The sequence below is a fragment of the Burkholderia sp. 3C genome (genome assembly GCF_054589155.1).
Window position 1 is genome coordinate 44,188 of sequence record NZ_BAAILN010000125.1, and the last position, 18,746, is coordinate 62,933.

Below are 18,746 nucleotides of genomic sequence, written 5' to 3' on the forward strand. Positions count from 1 at the left end.
TGATGTCCTCCTTAGACTTCGCGGGCGACAGCTTGCAGAAGCTTCGCCGGCAACTTGAATTCGACTTTTTCCTCGCGGCCGGTCATGGTGACGACGTCGACGGGGCCCAGCGCACGCAGCGCGGCAATCACGTCCTCGACCATTTCCTCGGGCGCCGACGCACCGGCCGTGAGGCCGATGGTTTGCGCGTTCGCGAGCCATTCGGCGCGCACTTCCGAACCATCGGCCACGAGATAGCTCGGCACACCGCTTTCGGTGCCGATCTCGCGCAGACGGTTCGAGTTCGAACTGTTCGTCGCGCCGACGACGATCAGTACGTCCACCTGGCTGCTCAGCTCGCGCACGGCGGCCTGGCGGTTTTGTGTTGCATAACAGATGTCGCGCGTGTCCGGGCCGACGATGTCGGTGAACCTGCGCGTCAGTGCTTCGATGATGCCGCGCGTGTCGTCGACGGACAGCGTGGTCTGCGTCACGTAGGCAACCGGCGTATCGACCGGCAGGGACAGCGTGGCAACCTCGGCTTCGCTCTGCACGAGGGTGACTTCGCCGGGAATCTGGCCGATCGTGCCTTCGACTTCCGGGTGGCCGGCATGCCCGATCAGGATCAGGCGGCGGCCGCCCGCGACATACTGGCGGCCCTGCACGTGCACTTTCGTGACGAGCGGGCAGGTGGCGTCGAGCACATCCAGCCCGCGCGCCTCGGCATCCTTCTCGACCGTTTGCGCCACGCCGTGGGCGCTGAAGATCGCGACGGCGCCGTGCGGCACCTCGTCGAGTTCCTCGACGAACTTCGCCCCTTTGTTGCGCAGGTTGTCGACGACGTGGCGGTTGTGAACGATTTCGTGCCGGACGTAGACAGGCGCGCCGTGCTGGAGCAGCGCACGATCGACGATCTCGATCGCGCGGACTACACCGGCACAGAAGCCCCGGGGTTGGGCAAGAATGACACGCATAAAGGGCGAACTCCGACGACTACGCGGGGTTTGAGACGGCCGGCAGGCCGGCCCGATCGCCCCAACTCGATGTTATGGCGACCGGTTCGCATGCACCGACCGCCAGATTAATCGCGCATTTTAACGCTATCGGCCCGGTCGTGCTTTGTCTGCGCCAGAAGGTGTTGCAGCGCACCCGAAATCGCCGTCGCAACCGGCCCCACGGAACCCGGATAAACTACGCGGTTTTGAACGCGCCCTGCGGCGGAGCTTGGCCGCGCGGGCCTCACAGGCGATCCGGATGGAAGTCCAATTCAAGGGTGTGTCCCCGTATCTGGCGCTGCTGCAGCGCGTGCGCGGGTGGTCGGAAAACGGTGCGGCGGAGGGCGGGGTATGACGCTCCAGATCGTTTTTGGCCTGTCTTGTCTGTCCCTGATTATCTGGTGCGTGCTGTTGTTCGCGCGCGGCGGTTTCTGGCGCGCCAACCCGCCGGCGCCGCTGCCGGCCCCGGCGCGCGCGGCCGGCGAATGGCCGGCAGTGGCCGTGGTGGTGCCGGCGCGCAATGAAGTGGACGTGATCGGCGAGGCCGTCACGTCGCTGGTGCGGCAGGATTATCCGGGCGCCTTCCACGTGATCGTGGTCGACGACCACAGCAACGACGGCACCGCCGACGCCGCGCGCGCGGCCGCGCTGGCTGCCCGGCACGCCGATCGCCTCACGGTGCTCGCCGCGCAGCCGTTGCCGGCCGGGTGGTCGGGCAAGGTCTGGGCGCAATCGCAGGGCATCGCGGCGGTCCGCACGCTCGGCTTGCCGGCCGATTACCTGTTGCTGACCGATGCCGACATCGGCCATCCGGCCGACGCCGTGGCCCAACTGGTGACGCGCGCGCAGGCCGAGGGCCGCGATCTGGTCTCGCTGATGGTGCGCCTGCGCTGCGATTCGTTCTGGGAAAAGGCGCTGATTCCGGCGTTCGTGTTCTTCTTCGCCAAGCTCTACCCGTTCTCGTGGATCAACGACACGCGCCGCAAGACGGCCGGCGCGGCCGGTGGCTGCATGCTGGTGCGGCGCGCGGCGCTGGAGGAAGCGGGCGGCATCGAATCGATTCGCGGCGCGCTGATCGACGACTGCAGCCTGGCCGCGCAGATCAAGCACCGCGGCGGCCGGCATCATCCGATCCGGCTCGACCTGGCCGATCGCAGCGTATCGCTGCGCCCGTACGACAGCTGGCGCGACATCTGGAACATGATTGCGCGCACCGCGTTCACGCAGTTGCGCTACTCGCCGTTGCTGCTGGCCGGCACGCTGCTCGGCATGTCGATCATCTATTTGCTGCCGCCCGTCGCGGCGCTCGCGTACGGTGCGCAGGCCTGGCCGGCCTGGCTCGCGTGGGCGGCGATGAGCGCCTCCTACGCGCCGATGCTGGCCTATTACCGGCGTTCGCTGCTGTGGGCGCCCGCGTTGCCGCTGGTCGCGCTGTTCTACAACGGCGCGACGTTCGCGTCGGCGTGGCGTTACTGGCGAGGCAAGGGCGGCCAGTGGAAGGCGCGCGTGCAGGCGCCGGTGGAGCGTTAAGAGCGTTAAGGCGCGGACGGCGGCAGCGCTTGCGCCCGCTCGAGCGCCGCGGCCACCGCCTTCCAGGTGTTGGCGAGCGCGAGCCGGTAATACAGCACCGCCGCCCGGTGGCGCAGCCGGTGCGTGAGCGAGCGCTCACGTCTGGCTCGCCGCGCGCGGATTTCGGCCACCAGCGTGCTCGTGTCGAAGCCGAGCCAGACCGGCGGAACCGGCGTCAGCAGGTTGGGGCCGCAGACTGGCGCGACATCCTCGAAGAAGATCGTGCGCAGTGCGTCGAACGGAAAGCGCGCAAGTCTGGCCGCTTCGGCGTCGTAGTCGATCTCGTTGTCGACGAAAAATTCGGACATGACGGCCCAGACGAATTCGCGCGTGGCGATGTCCATCGGCGTGCTCAAGTCTGACAATCCTCCGCGTCTTGCATCGCGCATGCTTCAATGAAAAACGGCACATCGATCTCGCGATCGTGTGCCGTTTTGCCTTTGAGGCCGTTCCGGCCTGCTGCCCTTACTGCGTCAGCAGCATGTACATCTGGATCACCGTGTCCGGCGAGAACGTGAACGGCACCCATCCGTAGCCGGTGTGACGCGCGACCAGCAGGCGATCGCCGTTCGCCTGCTTCTGCACCGCCATCATCGGATTGCGGGTCGACACGAAGCGCCAGCCGGCCGGCAGCCCCTTGGGCTGCTCGGTCGTCATCGAGGCGCGCGCGTGTGCGAGTTCCTCGATCAACTGGCTCAATTGCGACGGCGGGAACGGCACCTGGTTCGTGCCGATCGTGAGCGTCACGGCGTCCAGCGACGGGCGGGCGACGACGAGTTTCGCGTCGGCGCCGGTTTCGACGGCCTGCGGCGCCGGTGCGCTGGCGGTTTCGGTGGCTGTTTCGGCTGCTGCTGCGTGCTCGAGCGCGGCTTCCTTCGCCGTGGCTTCGCGCAGCGCCGCTTCGGCCACTGCCTTGTCGGAGGCGGCCTGGGCGGCGAGCAATTCGGCGGCGGCCTTGTCGGCCGAGGCGAGTGCGGCCGTGGCCTGCGCGGCCGCGCGCTCCGCTTCGAACTGCGCGGAGGCGTCGGCCAGCGCGGCGCGTTCCGCGCGCGTTTGCGCGGCGAGCGTATCGGCCGCTTCGCGGTCGCGCGCGGCCTGCGCCGCCGCTTCCTGCGCGGCGTCGCGCTCGGCGCGGGCCTGACGATGAGCGGCTTCGGCCGCGTCGAGATCGGCGGCGGCCTGCTGCATCAGCGCATCGGCGGCTTCGCGGTCGGCTGCGGCTTGCTTGGTGGCGAGGTCGGTGGTGGCGGTGTCGCCGATGGCTTGCGCAGACGCGACGGCCACGGCGGCGCTCGCCGCTTGCGTGCTCTCGGCCTCGCGGCGCGCGGCGTGTGCCGCGTCGCGATCGGCTGCCGCCTGCGCGGCCGCCGCTTCGGCAGCCGCGCGGTCGGCCGCAGCTTGCTGCCTGATCGCCTCGGCGGCGGCGCGATCCTCGGCCGCCTGTTTCGCGGCCGCTTGCGCGGCTTCGTGATCCTCGGCGGCTTGCCGGGCCACGGCATGCGCGGCTTCGCGCTCGGCCAGCGCTTGCGAAATCGCGGCCTTGGCCGTGGCGCATTCGCTGGCGGCCTGCTGGGTGGCCAGCTCGGCTGCGTCGCGTTCGGTGGTGGCCTGCTTGATGGCGAGGTCGGCCGCTTCGCGTTCCGTCTGCGCCTGCCTTATTGCGCGTTCTGCGTTGTCTCGCTCATGTGCGGCTCGCTTGGTTGCGGCTTCCGCGGCTTCGCGCTGCGCGGTGGCCTGCGTGAGTGCGGCATCGGCCGCTTCGCGATCGATCCCGACGCGCGCGGCCAGCGCTTCGGCCGAGGTTTTGTCGGTGACGGCCTGTGCGGCAGCCGCTTCGGCGGCGGCCTGCACGGCGCGCATCTGTTCATGGAGGGCTTCGGTGGCCGCGCGATCGGCGCTGGCCTGCTTGGCGGCGAGGTGGGCCGCCGCTTGCCCGGCGGAAAACTGTTCGGCGCTGGCGCGTGCGGCGCTCGCTTCCTCACCGGCGGCTTGGGCGGCAGCCCGATCGGCAGCCGCGGATTCGATCGCGGCCTTCGCGGCGCCCGCGACCGTTTGCGCGGTGTGGATGAGCTGATCGATGCCCGCACCGAGCGCTTCGATCTGGTCGTTCAGGTTCATGCGTGCCTTCTCTACGTAGGACCCGCGATTTTAACCGGTGCATCGCCCCCGGTTCGACCTTGACGTGTAACAAAGTGCTGGTAGGGCGGCGATGCACGCCCGCCGCGCGGCGCTGACGCGCTAGCGCGTCAAATAGCCCGCCCCGCGGAACCAGCCGAGCGCGTCGGCGAGACCTTCGCGGTAGGGCCGTGCGCGATAGCCGAGTTCGCGTTCGGCCTTGGCCGACGTGAAATACATCTTGTTCTTCGACATCTTCAGCCCGTCGACGGTCACGAACGGCTCGCGCTTGGTGAACTTCGCGACCACCTCGGCGGCGTACGCGATCGGGTAGAGCGGCCCGCGCGGCAGCGCGATGGTCGGCGGCTTGCGGCCGACCATCTGGGCGATGTCGGCCAGCATCTGTTGCAGCGGCAGGTTCTCGCCACCTAGGATGTAGCGCTCGCCGATGCGGCCTTTCTCGAGCGCGAGGAAGTGGCCGTGCGCGACGTCGTCCACATGAACCAGGTTCAGCCCCGTATCGACGAAGGCCGGGATCTTGCCGGTGGCCGCCTCGACGATGATGCGGCCGGTCGGCGTGGGCTTCACGTCGCGTGGGCCGATCGGCGTGGACGGGTTGACGATCACGGCCGGCAGCCCGTCCTCGGCGATCATCCGTTCGACGGCGCGCTCGGCCAGCACCTTGCTGCGCTTGTAGACGCCGATCGCCTGCTCGGGCGTGAGCGGCGAGGTTTCGTCGGTGGACTGGCCCGAGCTGGTCACCTTCAACGTGGCCACGCTGCTGGTATAGACGATGCGCTCGACGCCTTCGGCCAGCGCCGCGCGCATCGTCGCGACGGCGCCTTCGAGGTTGGCGCGCTCGATCTCGAGCGGATCGGGCGCCCACAGCCGGTAATCGGCGGCCACGTGCAGCAGGTAGCGCACGCCGCGCAGCGCCTGGCGCATCGAGGCCTCGTCGCGCATGTCGCCGGTGACGATTTCGGCGTCGAGCCCGGCGACGTTGGTGCGCGGGCTGGAGGCGCGCACCAGCACGCGCACCCGATAGCCCTGGGCCTGCGCGATGCGCGCCACCGACGAGCCGACGAAGCCGGACGCGCCGGTCACGAGTACGAGATCGCGTTGTGTATCAGTCATGCCATTCCTTGATGTCGCGCGGTTCGAACGCGGTGCGCGGCGGTTATGCGTGATGCGCGATTGTACGTGCTGCGCATGGCGCGGGCGTCCGGCGCGCGCCATGCGACGCGACTACAATGCGGGGCTTTGATGCAAACGGATGAGGAGCGACATGAGCGGCAAGGATCTCGACGAACGGGTGGAAACCCTCTACGTGCGCGTGCGCGGCGTGGTGCAGGGTGTCGGCTTTCGTCATGCCACCGTGCGCGAGGCCCATGCGCTGAGGCTGCGCGGCTGGGTCTCCAATCTCGAGGACGGCTCGGTCGAGGCGATGATCCAGGGCCCGGCCGCCGACATCGACCGGATGCTCGCCTGGCTGCGTCACGGCCCGCCCGCCGCGCGCGTGAGCGAGGTGGAGTTCGAGGAACGCCAGACCGACAAGCGCTTCGAGCGGTTCCAGCAAAACTGATCGGGGCCGGCGGGAGCGATGATTCAGGAATTTCCGGAAGCACGGCGCGGCCTCGCGCTGTCGGTGGCCGCTTCGGCGCTGTTCGCGCTGATGTCGGTTTATGCGAAGCTGCTCGCGCCCCTGACGGGCCTCGACATCTTCGCGTGGCGCATCGTCTGGACCTTGCCCGGCGCGCTCGCGCTGGTGGCGTTGCGAGGCCGCTTCGGCGAACTCGCCGCGCTGCTGCGGCGCATGCTCGGCAGCCGTCGCGTCGCGCTGGCCGTGATCGGCGGCGCGGCGTTGCTCGGCATGCAGCTGTGGCTGTTTCTGTGGGCGCCGCTGCACGGGCGCATGCTCGAAGTGTCGCTCGGCTATTTCCTGCTGCCGCTGACGATGGTGCTGGTGGGGCGCTTCGTCTATCGCGAATCGCTGTCGCTGCTGCAATGGTGCGCGATCGCGTTCGCGGCGCTCGGCGTGTTGCACGAGCTGTGGGTGACGGGCGCGTTCGCGTGGCCGACGCTGGTGGTGGCGATCGGTTATCCGCCGTACTTCATGCTGCGCCGGCGCATGGATGTCGAGCCGCTCACGCTGTTCGCCGTCGAAATGCTCGCGCTGCTGCCGGTGGCGGTGCTCACGCTCGTCACGATCGGCACGCCGGTCGGCGGCCATGCGATGCTGCTGTCGGTGTGGCTGCCGGGCCTCGGGGTGCTGTCGACGCTCGCGCTCGGCTGTTATCTGAAATCGAGCCGGATGTTGCCGATGGCGCTGTTCGGCATCCTCGGCTACGTGGAGCCGGTGTTGATCGTCGCGGCCGCCGTGCTGCTGCTCGGCGAATCGCTGAGCGCGCAGCAACTCGGCACCTACGGCCCGATCTGGATCGCCGTCGCCCTGACGGCCTGGCACAGCTATCTGATCATGCGGCGCGTGCAGGCGCACTGACCCCGCTCGGCGGCTTGCACCTCGCCTGTGCGCGCCGCGCTCCTTCCTGCATTTTCTTTCGGATCACGTAGTGAATTCCACGCGTGTCATTTCGATTGTTTCGTTCTGCGATCAAAACTGGCAAAAATCGATGACGGATCGCTGACGCTTGTCTGGCAAGGCTGACAGTCACGGATCGGAAGAATTGGTTGCATTTTGTTACTTAGGGTATGCCCGTAGCGACGTATAGACTTTCTGGACCGTCCCACTTCCGTATGCGGTCCCTTTCCGATGAACGGTCCAGTCTTCGCCCCGGCGCTCCGGCGCACGCGAGTCAGGCATACGTGTCTCGCCGCGCGCTTGTCGTCGCTCCTCGCTACGCAGTCCTTCGCTTTGCTCTCGATGCCCGGTCGGGCTTCCGCTCGCGCGCCGCTTTGTTCCGAGCGTCCGTCATGGCAGTGACCAACGCGCGCAACGCGGCCGCGCCGGCGCGCTCGGGCCGCGTGATCGAAATCGACTTCTTTCGCGGCATCGTGCTGTTGATGATCGTCGTCGACCATATCGGCGGCAGCATCGTGTCGAAGTTCACGCTGCATTCGTTCGCGCTGTGCGATGCGGCCGAGGTGTTCGTGTTCCTCGGCGGTTTCGCGGCGGCGAGCGCGTTCGTCTCGATGTCGGAGCGCTATGGCGCCGATGTCGCGCGCCGGCGCTTCATGCGGCGCGCGGTGCAGATCTATCGCGCGTTCCTGGCCACCACCACGTTGATGCTGGTGGTGTCCGCCGTGCTCGATCATTACGGCATCGAATCGCCGAACCTCGCGCTCGACGATGTCAGCGTGATGCTGGCCACGCCGCTGACCGGCCTGATCGAAGTGCTGACGTTCCAGCGCCAGCCGTACCTGGCGTCGGTGTTGCCGATGTACGTGCTGTTCGCGCTGGCCGTGCCGGCCATCGTGCCGCTCGCGCGCCGCTGGCCGGTGTGGTTGTTCGCCGGCAGTTTCGCCGCGTGGCTCGCGTCAGGGTGGCTCGGCGCGCAACTGCTCGATACGCCCTCGTTCAAGTGGAGCTTCAACCCGTTCGCGTGGCAACTGATGTTCGTGCTGGGCGCGCTGGTGCGCTGCCAGCCGATCTATCGCGGCCTCGCGGCCGGGCGCTACGGCGCGGTGCTGACTGGCGTGGCGCTCGGCATCGTGCTGGTGTGCGCGTACTACAAGCTGTTTTCGGGGCTGCCGTTGCCCGAAGGCTTGATGAAGCGCGACCTGGCGTGGCCGCGCGTGCTCAGTTTCCTGGCGGTAGCGTGGTTGATGGCCGACCTCGTGCGTTCGGGCTGGGTGGGCAAGCTCGCGCGTGCGGTGCAGCCGGTGGTGGCCGTGGGGCAGCGCGGGCTGGTGTGCTATGTGGTGGGCACCGCGATCTCGCTCACGCTCGATTCGCTGATGCACCACGCAGCGATGAGCCCGCGCTTCTCGCCGTTCGGCGTGGGTCTGGCGGCCGACACGATCGCGCTCGGTTGCCTGTTGACGCTCGCGAGTTCGGGTGGCTGGTGGCAGCGCATGCGGCGTGCGCCCGCGTAGGGCGCAGCGCGATCGAGCAACGAGGTAAAGCGCCGGGCTTCGGCGCTTTTTTCGTTCCGGCCCGCTTCGCTCACCGCGAAGGTGAGCGAATACGGGAGACGGATTCAGGGGTGGCGGCGTCGTCGCTGTCGGCTTCGTCGGCGGTGTCCGACGGTTCGGCGGCGCGAGCCAGTTCGGCATCCGCTTCGGCCGCCGCCCGCGCGGCGCGCAGCGCGGTGCAGCGTTGCGCACGACGGATGTCGGCCAGCGTGCGCACGATCCGCATCGTCCTTTTGTTCATCTCACTCTCCAGCAGGCCCGGGTGTGGGCTGCTTTCAGTGTAGGACGCCGTGGCGCGCTTCGCCGGTCGACTGTGGCGCGCGAGCCGCGCGCCGAGGGATATTACTGAGTGGCCGCGCCGTTTGCGTGCAGGGCGGCGCTCTCTTGCTCGCGCGCCTGCGCGTGGCTCTGATGCGCACGCGAAAGCTTCGCCATCAGCGGCAGCAGCAGGCACGACACGAGCGTGCCGCCCACCGCCACCCAGCCGAGCGTCGAGAACAGGTGCACGTACAGCGGCAGCGACGCCGTGGCGGGCAGGTCGTGCGACGGCATCTTCGCGAGGTTCGCGACCACGCTGCCCAGATACTGCGAAATGCCGGTGGCGACGAAGTACGCGCCCATCATGAAGCCGCCCATGCGCGCCGGCACGTAGCGCGCGATCATCGCGAGGCCGAGGCCGCTGACGAGCAACTCGCCGAGCGAGTAGAGGCCGTAGCCGCCAACCATGAACCACGACGACACGCGGCCGTCCACCGCGAAGCGCCCGCTCGCCGCGAACACGAAGAAGCCGGCCGCCACCACGGCGAAGCCGAGCATGTACTTGAGCGCCACCGGCACGTTCACGCCGCGGTTCGCCAGCGAGTTGTAGATCCACACGAGCACCGGGCTCAACAGCATGATCCAGATCGGATTGAGCGCCTGGAACTGGCCAGCGCTCCAGGTGAACAGCGTGGTGCCGAACAGCGTGAAACCCGGATCGACGTTACGGAATGCGAACAAGGTCAGCGAGGTGGACATCTGCTGATAGAAGATGAAGAACAGGATCACCTGCGCGATCAGCACCAGCGCGGCGATCAGGCCCGAGCGCTCCGAGCGGTTGGCCTTCGCGATCATGTAGACGAAGATCGCCAGCACCACGAACGCGGCGGTCCAGACGGCCGCGACCGCCAGCGCCTTGTGGCCGAGCAGGAACGTGGTGACCAGCGCGAGCACCACGCCGCCGCCCGCCACGGCCGCCGCGCGGCCCCAGCGAATCGGCGCGTCGTCGGGCTGCGAGCCGACATGCCTGAGCGTGCGCTGCATCAGCGTGTAGTTGACGAGGCCCACCAGCATCCCGGCGCAGCACACCGCGAAGGCCGGATGCCAGCCCCAGCGATCCTTGATCCACGGCGTGACCAGCATCGAGACGGTCGAGCCGATATTGACCGCCATGTAGTAGATCGTGAACGCGCTGTCGAGGCGCGCGTCGTCGCCTTCGTAGATGCGCCGCACGAGGTTCGCGGCATTGGCCTTGAACAGGCCGTTGCCCACCACCATCACGCCGAGCGATGCGTAGAGGAACTGAAGATTGTCGTTCGGCATCGCGAGCATCAGGTAGCCGAGGCCGAGCACGGCGGCGCCGATCAGCATCGTGCGGCGCGTGCCGAGCACGTGATCGCCGATCCAGCCGCCAACCGACGGTGCCGCGTAGATCAGCGCCACGAACGCGCCCCAGATCAGGTTCGCGTTGCTGTCGTCGAAGCCGAGCTTCTCGACCATGAACAGCACCATCAGCGCGACCATGCCGTAATAGCCGAAGCGCTCCCACATTTCGATCAGAAAGACCGTTGCGAATGATCGCGTTTTGGAAACAGGTGTTGAGACGGGCATCGTTGTCCTCGAATATCGTTTTTAGCGCGGCATCGTGCGTGACGAATGCGGCGGATTCGGAATGTCGCGGCGCCGGAAGGCGGCGCGTCGGCAAGAGGGGCGATGCTCAGGCGGGTGGGGCGGTGCTCGCGTGATGACGACAACGTTTGCATCGCGGCCGTGCGGCGCGAGGGGTTGCGGCGGCGTGGGCACGCATTGCGTGCGCGGGGTTTGGAACGGCATTCATGTTGGATGAACCTCGGGGCGACCGGATAGGGGCGCGTAAAACGGGGCGGCAGGCAGCCGGTGGGCTGGTGCCGGCCATGACGATGGGCCGGACGCGAGGTGGTCGCGCTTCGGTGCGGCCGCGATTGTCATGACGCGGTTGCCGTCCGTCACTTCGGGAAATCCCGCGACCGATGCGGCGACAACCCGTTTTTCCGTGGCCGCGATGGCACGCTGCGCAAACTCTTCCATCAGGAATGCTGCGAATCGAGCACGAATTGCACGAGCGATCTGGCAAGATGACGCCTCGCAGCAGCGTTGCGCGGGGTGCGCCAAGGCGCAGGCCGTCTCGTTGACACGGTCATGAAGACGAAGATTAAGCCATATCGATCAAACTTCGTTACTTTCCATCAAACTTTTTTTGACGATCGGATTTCGGCCTGCTATGGTTGCTTCCACTGAAAATACGCAGCCCCGAAGTGCGGCGCTGGAGCTGGGCGGAAAGATTCGTGCGCTCAGGCAGCGCCTGAAGCGCACGCTTGACGATACGGCCACTGCCGCTGGTATTTCAAAGCCGTTTTTGTCCCAGGTCGAGCGTGGCCTGGCTTCGCCGTCCATCACCTCCTTGGCCGGCATTGCGCAGGCGCTCGGCGTGAACGTGCAGTATTTCGTCGAGACGCCGAGCGAGGAACGCTCGGTGTGCCGTGGCGAGCAATTGCGCTTTTTCAGCTTCGCCGACTCGACCAATCTGTTCGGACGACTGACGAACGTGTCGGCCGGCCGGCAGCTCGAAGCGATTCTCGTGCGCATGCCGCCGGGGCAGAAGCGCTCGGAGGTCACGACGCATGCAGGGGAGGAATTCCTGTACGTGATCGAGGGCGAAGTATCGTTGACGCTGGAAGGCAAGACGTTTGTCGTGCAGGCCGGCGACAGCGCGCATTACCTGTCGACCGTGCCGCATAGCTGGGTCAACACCGCGAAGCAGGAGTCGGTGGTGGTCTGGGTCGGTACGCCGCGACTCTTCTAAAAACCGGGTCATCTGCCGTTCCTCCGAACGGGGTGGCCCTTCGGAGATAATCAGGATAACGACATGATCGTCACGTCGCACAGCCCCCCGCGCTTCTCCTAGCCACATCAAAAACACGCAGCGCCCACCGTTCGCTGCGCCGTCGGCTTTTCCGCTTTTCATCGTCATGCCTATCGCGCCGTTGCCAAGGCCGCGAGGGCAGCGCTCGCGCGCGCCTGCCGTGTTCGACGTTTGCGGCCGGTGGCAAGCGTGCGCCTTGACGATGCGCTCGCGCGGCGGTGCAGGCCAAACCTGAGAGACACCATAACGATGAATCGAACCGCCACCCCGCGGCGTACGCGCCGTGCGTCGCGCCTCGCCTGGATGCTTCCCGTGCTGGCCGGGATCGCCGCCGCACCTGCGCATGCCGACGACGCGCCTGCCGCATCCGCCGCGCCTTCACTGGCACAAGCCACCACGCCGAATGCCGTGATCGATGCCGAAGCGAACCAGGCGCCGTCGCCCGTGCCGAGCATCGACGCTTCCGCGCAATCGAAATCGCGTGGCTTCGTGCAGGACAGCCACCTCGAATTGATGTTCCGCAACTACTCGGACGCGCTCGACGCGAAGGGCGGCCCGCATCGTCATGCGTGGATTCAGGCGGTGATGGCGAATTTCGAATCGGGCTACACCGGCGGGCTGATCGGCTTCGGCGTGGATGCTTCGGTGTACGCAGCATTGAAGCTCGACGGCGGCGCGGGCGGCGGCAACATGGTGCACGTCGCGAAGGGCGGCGGTGGGTCGAATCAGCTCGGCTGGGCCTACCCCGGCGTGTACGACGTGAAGGCGCGAATCTCGAACACGGTGATCAAGTACGGTCTGCAGATCGTCGACAACCCGTTCATGGAGCCGCACGACAATCGTGCGCTGCCGCCGACCTTTCTCGGCGCAACCATCGTCAGCAACGAATTTCGCAACGTGATGCTCGAAGCGGGCAGCTTCACGAAGACCGATGCACGCGGCCGTTCGACCTTGGTCGATCTGACCTCGCAATACGGCGGCACGCGGATCGATCGGCTCACGTATGCGGGCGGCACCTGGGATTACTCGCCCACCGGCTCCGTCGCGCTCTACGCGAACCAGGCCGAGAACGTGTGGAACCAGTATTACGCGTCGGTGCGGCAGAGCTACGGCGCGCCGAGCGGCGTGAAATGGACGGGCTTCGGCAACGTCTATTCGACACACGATACGGGCGACGCGCGGCAAGGCAAGATCGACAACAACGCGTACAGCCTGTCGCTCGCCGCGCAGCATGGCCCGCATGAATTGCTGCTCGGGTTTCAGCAAGTGCTCGGCGATCAATACTTCGATTACCTGAACGAAACCAACGGCATCTTCCTGGTCGATTCGATGGACGTGGACTACAACGCGCCGCACGAAAAATCGCTGCAGTTGCGCTACACGTTCTACGGCAAGGATGCCGGGCTGCCCGGCTTCAAGGCAATGGTGTGGGGGTTGACGGGCTGGGGCGCGGACGGTTCGGCGGGCGCCGCGAACGATCCGACGCACGCCGGCATCTACTGGAAGGACGGCCTGCCGGTGCAGGGCCGCCACCACGAGTTCGGTTTCATCCCTTCGTACACGATCCAGAGCGGCCGCCTCAAGGATACGAAGATCACCTTCATCGCGATGTGGCACGTCGGCTCGGCGCACTACTCGGACAGCACCAATCAGGAGTACCGATTGGTTGTGAACCTGCCGGTGTCGGTGTTCTGAGCGGCGGCTGCGTCAGGCCGTTTTCGGCGCGGGCGCGATGCCGGCCGGTTCGATGCCGGCCAGCGTGTGGCCCGTGTCGCGCCACGCGTCGAGGCCGCCGCGCAGCGTGAGGGCGTCGGTGAAGCCGGCGTCCGACAGGCGCTTGGCCATCAACGCGGCCGACACCTCGTTCGGACACGAGCAATACACGACGAACTTCTGCCCGAGCGGATAACGCAGCGAGAATTCGCGCACGTTGCGCTCGTCGGCGAACACCGCGCCCGGAATCGAGAACGGATCGAGGCGCCGATGTTCGGGCGAGCGCACGTCCACCACCACCGGCAGCGCCGACGGGTCGGCGAGCATCATCCGTTCGAGTTCGGCCACGTCGATGCGCGCATTGGCGAGCGTACGCAGCAGCGCGCGGCGACGCGACCAGCGCACGCTCGCATACAGCAGGAGCAGCAGGCCGATCAGCACCAGCGCCGCCTGGCCGAACTGGCTCGCACCGGTAAACAGCCAGTCGATCTGCTCGGCGAACAGCAGCCCGACCAGCAGGCCGACCGCGGCCCACAACAACGCGCCGAGTGCGTCGTAGCCGACGAACGTGCGGTAAGGCGTGCCGAGCGCGCCGGCCATCGGCACCGAAACCAGCGAGAGGCCCGGCACGAAGCGCGCGATCGCCAGCACGCGCACGCCCCAGCGACCGAAGAACTGCTCGGTTTTTTTCACGCAACTGTCGCGTGACAGCGACAGCCGGCAGAGCGTCTTGAGCGTGCGGCCGCCGAAGTGGCGCCCGGCCAGATACCAGGCGGAATCGCCCAGCACCGCGGCCGCCACGGCGAGCAGCAGCACCGGCAGCAATTGCATGCCGATCATGTCGGGGTGCAGGGTGGCCATCGCGCCGAACAGGATGAGCGTCGGCATCGCGGGCACGGGCAGGCCGAGCGCGGCTGCCAGCACATTGACGAACACGATGAGCGGTCCGTAGCGGACGACGAGATCATGCAGCATGGCGAACGTGGCGCGAAAAAAAGGCAATGAGTGGAAGCAACGCAGATGGGCCGATTATCGGCCTTTTTCAAGTCAACTGAGCGTAGGTCGGGCGACCGGATGAAGCGGTGAGCGAAGCGAGCGGCGCTTGCTCACCGTAACGACAGGGAATCAGGAGGGCGTGCGGGCGAAGGTGGCGGCAATGTGCGATTCGCCGGGCAGCTCCGCGCCATGAGAACGGATCGCGGCGATCAGCTCGGCCGGCGTGATTTCGTAGCGTACTTCGCGATGGATGCCGGGCTTGCGCTCGTCGACCTCGATCAGCAACACGCTTTTACCGTCGTCGGTGGCTTCGAGCCGCAGCGAGCGCAGCTCGCGGCCATCGGCCGAATCCAGTTCGCTCAGGAGGGCCATCGCCCCGGAAGCACCGGTCGTGCGCATCGAACAAGTCCTCGTATCGTGTCAATGGAAGATGTTGTCTTGCGAACTGCTCCAGCGCAGTGTAACGCGAACCGGTCAGTTGCAACGACAATTTCGAGATTCGAGACGCCGCAAAACGGACGGCTGGTCTGACATATCGCGTTCATCGAACTGACCATTGCGACGGCCCGGAACGGCCGGCCAAGGTGGCGCGGCGACGCGGAAAATCGATGCCGATCGGGGCGGCCGGCGGTACGGCTTTTTTGATTCGGAGAAGAGGGGATGCGGCGGTCTGGGCAGCGAACGGGCTGCGCGGCGTGGCACCACGCAGCCATGCACCAAGGTGTTGCGCGCGCCGCCATGCCGGCCGGCGCGCCGCGCGATCCGTCAGACCAGGCCGGTTGCGTAGTAGAAGGCGATCACGAAGAACACGGCGAGCGTCTTGATCACGGTGACCGCGAAGATGTCGCGATACGACTCGCGGTGCGTGAGGCCGGTCACGGCCAGCAGCGTGATCACCGCGCCGTTGTGCGGCAACGTATCCATCCCGCCGCTGGCCATCGCCACCACGCGGTGCAGGACTTCCATCGGAATGTGCGCGGCTTCCGCGCCCTTGATGAAGGTATCCGACATGGCGGCGAGCGCGATGCTCATGCCGCCCGAGGCGGAGCCGGTGATGCCGGCCAGCGAGCTGACCGACACGGCCGCGTTGACGAGCGGATTCGGGATGCTCTTGAGCGCGTCGCTCACCACCAGGAAGCCCGGCAGCGCGGCGATCACGCCACCGAAACCGTATTCCGACGCGGTGTTCATGGCGGCCAGCAACGCACCGCCGACGGCCGTCTTGGTGCCCGTCGCGAAACGCGCGCTGACGCGCGGGAACGCCGTGATCACCACCAGCAGGATGCCGAGCAGCAGCGCGGCCTCGACCGACCAGATCGCCACCACCGTCTTGATCGGCGTGGTGACCGGCGCGTGCAGGCCCGGCAGCACTTCGGGGGGCACCGTGTAGCTCGCGCCGCTGTACCACTGCGGGATCCACTTGGTCAGCAGGAAGTTCGCCACGCCCACCAGCACCAGCGGCGCAACGGCGAGTATCGGGTTCGGCAGCGAGCTGGTTTCGACGCGTTCCGGCTCGTTGACCAGCGACGTGCCGTAGCCCTCGCCCTTGGCCATCGCGGCGCGGCGACGCCATTCGAGGTAGGTCAGGCCCACGATGATGATGAATACCGAGCCGATCGTGCCGAGCACGGGCGCGGCCCATGCGGTGGTCTTGAAGAACGTGGACGGGATGATGTTCTGGATCTGCGGCGTGCCCGGCAGCGAATCCATCGTGAACGAGAACGCGCCGAGGGCGATCGCGCCCGGCATCAGCCGCTTCGGAATGTTGCTCTGGCGATAGAGTTCGGCCGCGAACGGATAGACGGCGAACACCACCACGAACAGCGACACGCCGCCGTAGGTCAGCAGCGCGCAGACCGCGACGATCACCGCATTGGCGCGCGAGCGGCCGATATAGCGGATCGCGGCGGCGACGATCGACTCGGAGAAGCCGGACAGCTCAATCACCTTGCCGAACACGGCGCCGAGCAGGAACACCGGGAAGTACAGTTTGACGAAGCCGACCATCTTCTCCATGAAGATGCCCGAGAAGACGGGGGCGACGGCAGCGGGATCGGTGAGCAGCACGGCGCCCAGTGCGGCGATCGGCGCGAACAGGATCACGCTGTAGCCGCGGTAGGCGGCGAACATCAGGAACGCCAGCGCAGCAAGGACGATGATGAATGACAAGTGAGTCTCCTATTTATTGATTCTTTCGATGTGGCCGGTGTGTGCCCGTCCACACGTGCTGCCGGGGCGTGTGCTGCCCGATTTGCAGAATCGACGCTGTAACGCAGGTTCCATGCCAGCGCGCTTGCTGCCTCGGCTCTCGGCCGATACATGCCGATTTGTTCGGAATTTTGCCGCGTGCGGTGCGATTGTCGCGATCGATTCTACCGAAGCTGTCCCGATTCCAGGACAAAGCCTGTTGCGTGGTGCCGGAAAACGACATCGAACGTCGTCCGGGCAAGGCCAAGCCGGTTTTGGACGTGTGTCTACACAATGAGATAATCCGTCCCGATTCGGAGACGGCATGCATGCTCCGACGATAAACGGAGACGACGACACCATGATGAACGACTGGTCGAACCTGCCGGCAGGCTACGGCGACGTGCTGGCGCGGGCCGCCGAATCGCTGTTCCGCACCTTCGAGCATTCGAGCGCCGGTACGCTGATCGTCGACCGCGATGCGCGCGTGGTCTGGATCAATTCCCGTTATGCGGCGCGCTTCGGCTTCGCCGATCCGCAGCAGGCAATCGGGCTCGATTGCGAGGCGGTGATCCCGCACAGCCTGATGCGCGAGGTGGTGGCGACCGGGCGGCCCACCCTGCTCGACATCATGGAAACCGGCCGCGAGCCGCTCGTTGTCACGCGGCTGCCGCTGCTCGACGAGGCCGGCGAGACGGTTGGCGCGATCGGCTTCGCCCTGTTCGACGAACTGAAGACGCTCACGCCGCTGTTCGCGCGCTATATGCAGGTGCAGCAGGAGTTGCTTGCCGCGCAGCGTTCGCTGGCGCAGGCGCGCCGGCCGAAATACACGTTCGCGAGCTTCGTCGGCACCAGCGCGGCGAGCCTGGAAACCAAGCGGCAAGCGCGCCGTGCCGCGCTCGTGGATGCACCGGTGCTGCTGCTCGGCGAAACCGGCACCGGCAAGGAACTGCTCGCGCATGCGATCCACGCGGCGTCCGCGCGCGCCTCGAAGCCGCTCGTGACCGTCAACGTGGCGGCGATTCCCGATGCCCTGCTCGAAACCGAATTTTTCGGCGCGGCGCCGGGCGCCTATACCGGCGCGGACCGCAAGGGCCGTATCGGCAAGTTCGAGCTGGCCGATGGCGGCACGCTGCTGCTCGACGAGATCGGCGACATGCCGTTGCCGCTGCAGGGCAAGCTGCTGCGCGTGCTGCAGGACAAGGAGTTCGAGCCGGTGGGCTCGAACCGGATCGTGCGCGCCGACGTGCGGATCATCGCGGCGACCTCGGCCGATCTGCCGGCGCTGGTCGCAACCGGCCGCTTTCGCGCCGATCTCTATTACCGGCTCAACGTGCTGACGCTGAACCTGCCGCCGTTGCGCGAACGCGCCTCGGATATCGAGGCGCTCGTTTACGCGACGCTGGAAGAACTGGCCGCGCAGCACGGGCACGCCGCGCACTGCACCCTGACCGCCGACGCCTTGCGCCTGCTCGCCGCGCAAACCTGGCCCGGCAACGTGCGCGAGCTGCGCAACACGCTCGAACGCGCGTTGATGTTGTCGGACAGCGCGCTGATCGACGCCGAGGTGCTGGCGCCGTTCGTGGGCGCGGGTACGACGGCGGGCGCGATGTCGCGTACGACGGATATCGTGCGGGAGGTGACGCCGGCTGCCGCCGAGCCCGATGCCGCCCCCGAAACCGTTGCGGCGGCAACCGTTGCCTACGCCGATGCGTTTGCCGAATGGGAACGACGCTTCCTCAACGAAGCGCTGGCGGCGAGCGGCGGCCGCGTTGTCGAAGCCGCCGCCCGCATCGGCATCGGGCGCGCAACCTTTTACAAGAAGATCGCCGCGCTCGGTATCGAGGCCTGAAACCGCCGCATCGGCCGATGCGGCCCGATCGCGTTTATTTTTCAAGTTCCGTAATCGTGCCGCCGAGTGCGTTTCGGCGTGACGATTG

At 67.0% G+C, this 18,746-nt stretch carries 17 protein-coding genes; 8 read left to right on the top strand and 9 right to left on the bottom strand.

Going from position 1 to position 18,746, the window contains the following annotated elements; all coding sequences use genetic code 11:
* Positions 1-11 precede the first annotated feature (11 nt).
* Positions 12-953: a 4-hydroxy-3-methylbut-2-enyl diphosphate reductase gene (ispH, locus tag ACYP33_RS25220; RefSeq protein WP_414440525.1), complete on the bottom strand. Its 942-nt coding sequence runs from the start codon at positions 951-953 to the stop codon at positions 12-14.
* Between the two features lie 372 nt (positions 954-1,325).
* Here ispH and ACYP33_RS25225 point away from each other — a divergent pair, with 372 nt between their 5' ends.
* Positions 1,326-2,504, top strand: a complete 1,179-nt coding sequence (locus tag ACYP33_RS25225) for a glycosyltransferase (protein WP_459624361.1) — start codon at positions 1,326-1,328, stop codon at positions 2,502-2,504.
* 5 nt (positions 2,505-2,509) lie between these two features.
* Here ACYP33_RS25225 and ACYP33_RS25230 read toward each other — a convergent pair whose 3' ends face one another.
* Positions 2,510-2,899 (bottom strand): DUF7079 family protein, encoded by a 390-nt coding sequence (locus ACYP33_RS25230; RefSeq protein WP_459624362.1) that lies wholly within the window; start codon positions 2,897-2,899, stop codon positions 2,510-2,512.
* Positions 2,900-3,008: 109 nt separating this feature from the next.
* On the bottom strand, positions 3,009-3,731 hold the full coding sequence (locus ACYP33_RS25235) for a hypothetical protein (RefSeq protein WP_459624363.1): 723 nt from the start codon (positions 3,729-3,731) through the stop codon (positions 3,009-3,011).
* Here ACYP33_RS25235 and ACYP33_RS25240 point away from each other — a divergent pair.
* On the top strand, positions 3,687-4,724 hold the full coding sequence (locus tag ACYP33_RS25240; protein ID WP_459624364.1) for a hypothetical protein: 1,038 nt from the start codon (positions 3,687-3,689) through the stop codon (positions 4,722-4,724). The genes ACYP33_RS25235 and ACYP33_RS25240 overlap by 45 nt on opposite strands.
* 57 nt (positions 4,725-4,781) lie before the next feature.
* Here ACYP33_RS25240 and hpnA read toward each other — a convergent pair whose 3' ends face one another.
* A complete protein-coding gene (gene hpnA, locus ACYP33_RS25245; protein ID WP_414448823.1) occupies positions 4,782-5,792 on the bottom strand; it encodes a hopanoid-associated sugar epimerase in 1,011 nt (336 codons plus the stop codon).
* Positions 5,793-5,943: 151 nt separating this feature from the next.
* Between hpnA and ACYP33_RS25250 the strand changes: the two genes are divergently transcribed.
* From ACYP33_RS25250 to ACYP33_RS25260, 3 genes are all read left to right on the top strand, one after another.
* On the top strand, positions 5,944-6,240 hold the full coding sequence (locus ACYP33_RS25250) for an acylphosphatase (RefSeq protein WP_414440520.1): 297 nt from the start codon (positions 5,944-5,946) through the stop codon (positions 6,238-6,240).
* 18 nt (positions 6,241-6,258) lie between these two features.
* The gene (gene rarD / locus ACYP33_RS25255) at positions 6,259-7,158 is read left to right on the top strand and encodes an EamA family transporter RarD (protein ID WP_414448824.1); all 900 of its coding nucleotides are present in this window, start codon (positions 6,259-6,261) and stop codon (positions 7,156-7,158) included.
* Positions 7,159-7,589: 431 nt separating this feature from the next.
* A complete protein-coding gene (locus tag ACYP33_RS25260; RefSeq protein WP_459624365.1) occupies positions 7,590-8,711 on the top strand; it encodes an OpgC domain-containing protein in 1,122 nt (373 codons plus the stop codon).
* A gap of 70 nt (positions 8,712-8,781) precedes the next feature.
* On the opposite strand, the gene ACYP33_RS25265 is transcribed toward ACYP33_RS25260, so the two are convergent.
* Both ACYP33_RS25265 and ACYP33_RS25270 read right to left on the bottom strand, forming a co-directional pair.
* Positions 8,782-8,991, bottom strand: a complete 210-nt coding sequence (locus ACYP33_RS25265) for a hypothetical protein (protein WP_459624366.1) — start codon at positions 8,989-8,991, stop codon at positions 8,782-8,784.
* A gap of 101 nt (positions 8,992-9,092) precedes the next feature.
* Complete coding sequence (locus ACYP33_RS25270; protein WP_459624367.1) at positions 9,093-10,619, bottom strand: peptide MFS transporter; 1,527 nt, start codon at positions 10,617-10,619, stop codon at positions 9,093-9,095.
* A gap of 649 nt (positions 10,620-11,268) precedes the next feature.
* On the opposite strand from ACYP33_RS25270, the gene ACYP33_RS25275 reads away from it, so the two are divergent.
* Together ACYP33_RS25275 and ACYP33_RS25280 are read left to right on the top strand one after the other, a co-directional pair.
* Entirely contained in the window at positions 11,269-11,850 is a 582-nt protein-coding gene (locus ACYP33_RS25275) for a cupin domain-containing protein (protein WP_414442034.1), read from the top strand.
* A 309-nt stretch (positions 11,851-12,159) separates the two neighbouring features.
* The gene (locus tag ACYP33_RS25280) at positions 12,160-13,605 is read left to right on the top strand and encodes an OprD family porin (RefSeq protein ID WP_414448828.1); all 1,446 of its coding nucleotides are present in this window, start codon (positions 12,160-12,162) and stop codon (positions 13,603-13,605) included.
* 12 nt (positions 13,606-13,617) lie between these two features.
* Here ACYP33_RS25280 and ACYP33_RS25285 read toward each other — a convergent pair whose 3' ends face one another.
* The 3 genes from ACYP33_RS25285 to ACYP33_RS25295 all read right to left on the bottom strand — a co-directional run bounded on the left by ACYP33_RS25285 (position 13,618) and on the right by ACYP33_RS25295 (position 16,788).
* The gene (locus tag ACYP33_RS25285) at positions 13,618-14,598 is read right to left on the bottom strand and encodes a DedA family protein/thiosulfate sulfurtransferase GlpE (protein ID WP_459624368.1); all 981 of its coding nucleotides are present in this window, start codon (positions 14,596-14,598) and stop codon (positions 13,618-13,620) included.
* A gap of 150 nt (positions 14,599-14,748) precedes the next feature.
* Entirely contained in the window at positions 14,749-15,018 is a 270-nt protein-coding gene (locus tag ACYP33_RS25290) for a hypothetical protein (RefSeq protein WP_414440513.1), read from the bottom strand.
* A 366-nt stretch (positions 15,019-15,384) separates the two neighbouring features.
* On the bottom strand, positions 15,385-16,788 hold the full coding sequence (locus tag ACYP33_RS25295; protein ID WP_414440512.1) for a GntP family permease: 1,404 nt from the start codon (positions 16,786-16,788) through the stop codon (positions 15,385-15,387).
* A gap of 379 nt (positions 16,789-17,167) precedes the next feature.
* On the opposite strand from ACYP33_RS25295, the gene ACYP33_RS25300 reads away from it, so the two are divergent.
* Entirely contained in the window at positions 17,168-18,658 is a 1,491-nt protein-coding gene (locus ACYP33_RS25300) for a sigma-54 interaction domain-containing protein (protein WP_459624465.1), read from the top strand.
* Positions 18,659-18,746: the final 88 nt, after the last annotated feature.

Coding starts and splice junctions, on each gene's coding strand:
- ACYP33_RS25300 (WP_459624465.1), top strand. CDS start 17,168: ATGATGAACGACTGGTCGAACCTGCCGGCAGGCTACGGCGACGTGCTG.
- ACYP33_RS25290 (WP_414440513.1), bottom strand. CDS start 15,018: ATGCGCACGACCGGTGCTTCCGGGGCGATGGCCCTCCTGAGCGAACTG.
- rarD (WP_414448824.1), top strand. CDS start 6,259: ATGATTCAGGAATTTCCGGAAGCACGGCGCGGCCTCGCGCTGTCGGTG.
- ACYP33_RS25265 (WP_459624366.1), bottom strand. CDS start 8,991: ATGAACAAAAGGACGATGCGGATCGTGCGCACGCTGGCCGACATCCGT.
- ACYP33_RS25280 (WP_414448828.1), top strand. CDS start 12,160: ATGAATCGAACCGCCACCCCGCGGCGTACGCGCCGTGCGTCGCGCCTC.
- ACYP33_RS25275 (WP_414442034.1), top strand. CDS start 11,269: ATGGTTGCTTCCACTGAAAATACGCAGCCCCGAAGTGCGGCGCTGGAG.
- ACYP33_RS25270 (WP_459624367.1), bottom strand. CDS start 10,619: ATGCCCGTCTCAACACCTGTTTCCAAAACGCGATCATTCGCAACGGTC.
- ACYP33_RS25225 (WP_459624361.1), top strand. CDS start 1,326: ATGACGCTCCAGATCGTTTTTGGCCTGTCTTGTCTGTCCCTGATTATC.
- hpnA (WP_414448823.1), bottom strand. CDS start 5,792: ATGACTGATACACAACGCGATCTCGTACTCGTGACCGGCGCGTCCGGC.
- ACYP33_RS25260 (WP_459624365.1), top strand. CDS start 7,590: ATGGCAGTGACCAACGCGCGCAACGCGGCCGCGCCGGCGCGCTCGGGC.
- ACYP33_RS25240 (WP_459624364.1), top strand. CDS start 3,687: ATGAGCGGCTTCGGCCGCGTCGAGATCGGCGGCGGCCTGCTGCATCAG.
- ispH (WP_414440525.1), bottom strand. CDS start 953: ATGCGTGTCATTCTTGCCCAACCCCGGGGCTTCTGTGCCGGTGTAGTC.
- ACYP33_RS25250 (WP_414440520.1), top strand. CDS start 5,944: ATGAGCGGCAAGGATCTCGACGAACGGGTGGAAACCCTCTACGTGCGC.
- ACYP33_RS25235 (WP_459624363.1), bottom strand. CDS start 3,731: ATGCAGCAGGCCGCCGCCGATCTCGACGCGGCCGAAGCCGCTCATCGT.
- ACYP33_RS25285 (WP_459624368.1), bottom strand. CDS start 14,598: ATGCTGCATGATCTCGTCGTCCGCTACGGACCGCTCATCGTGTTCGTC.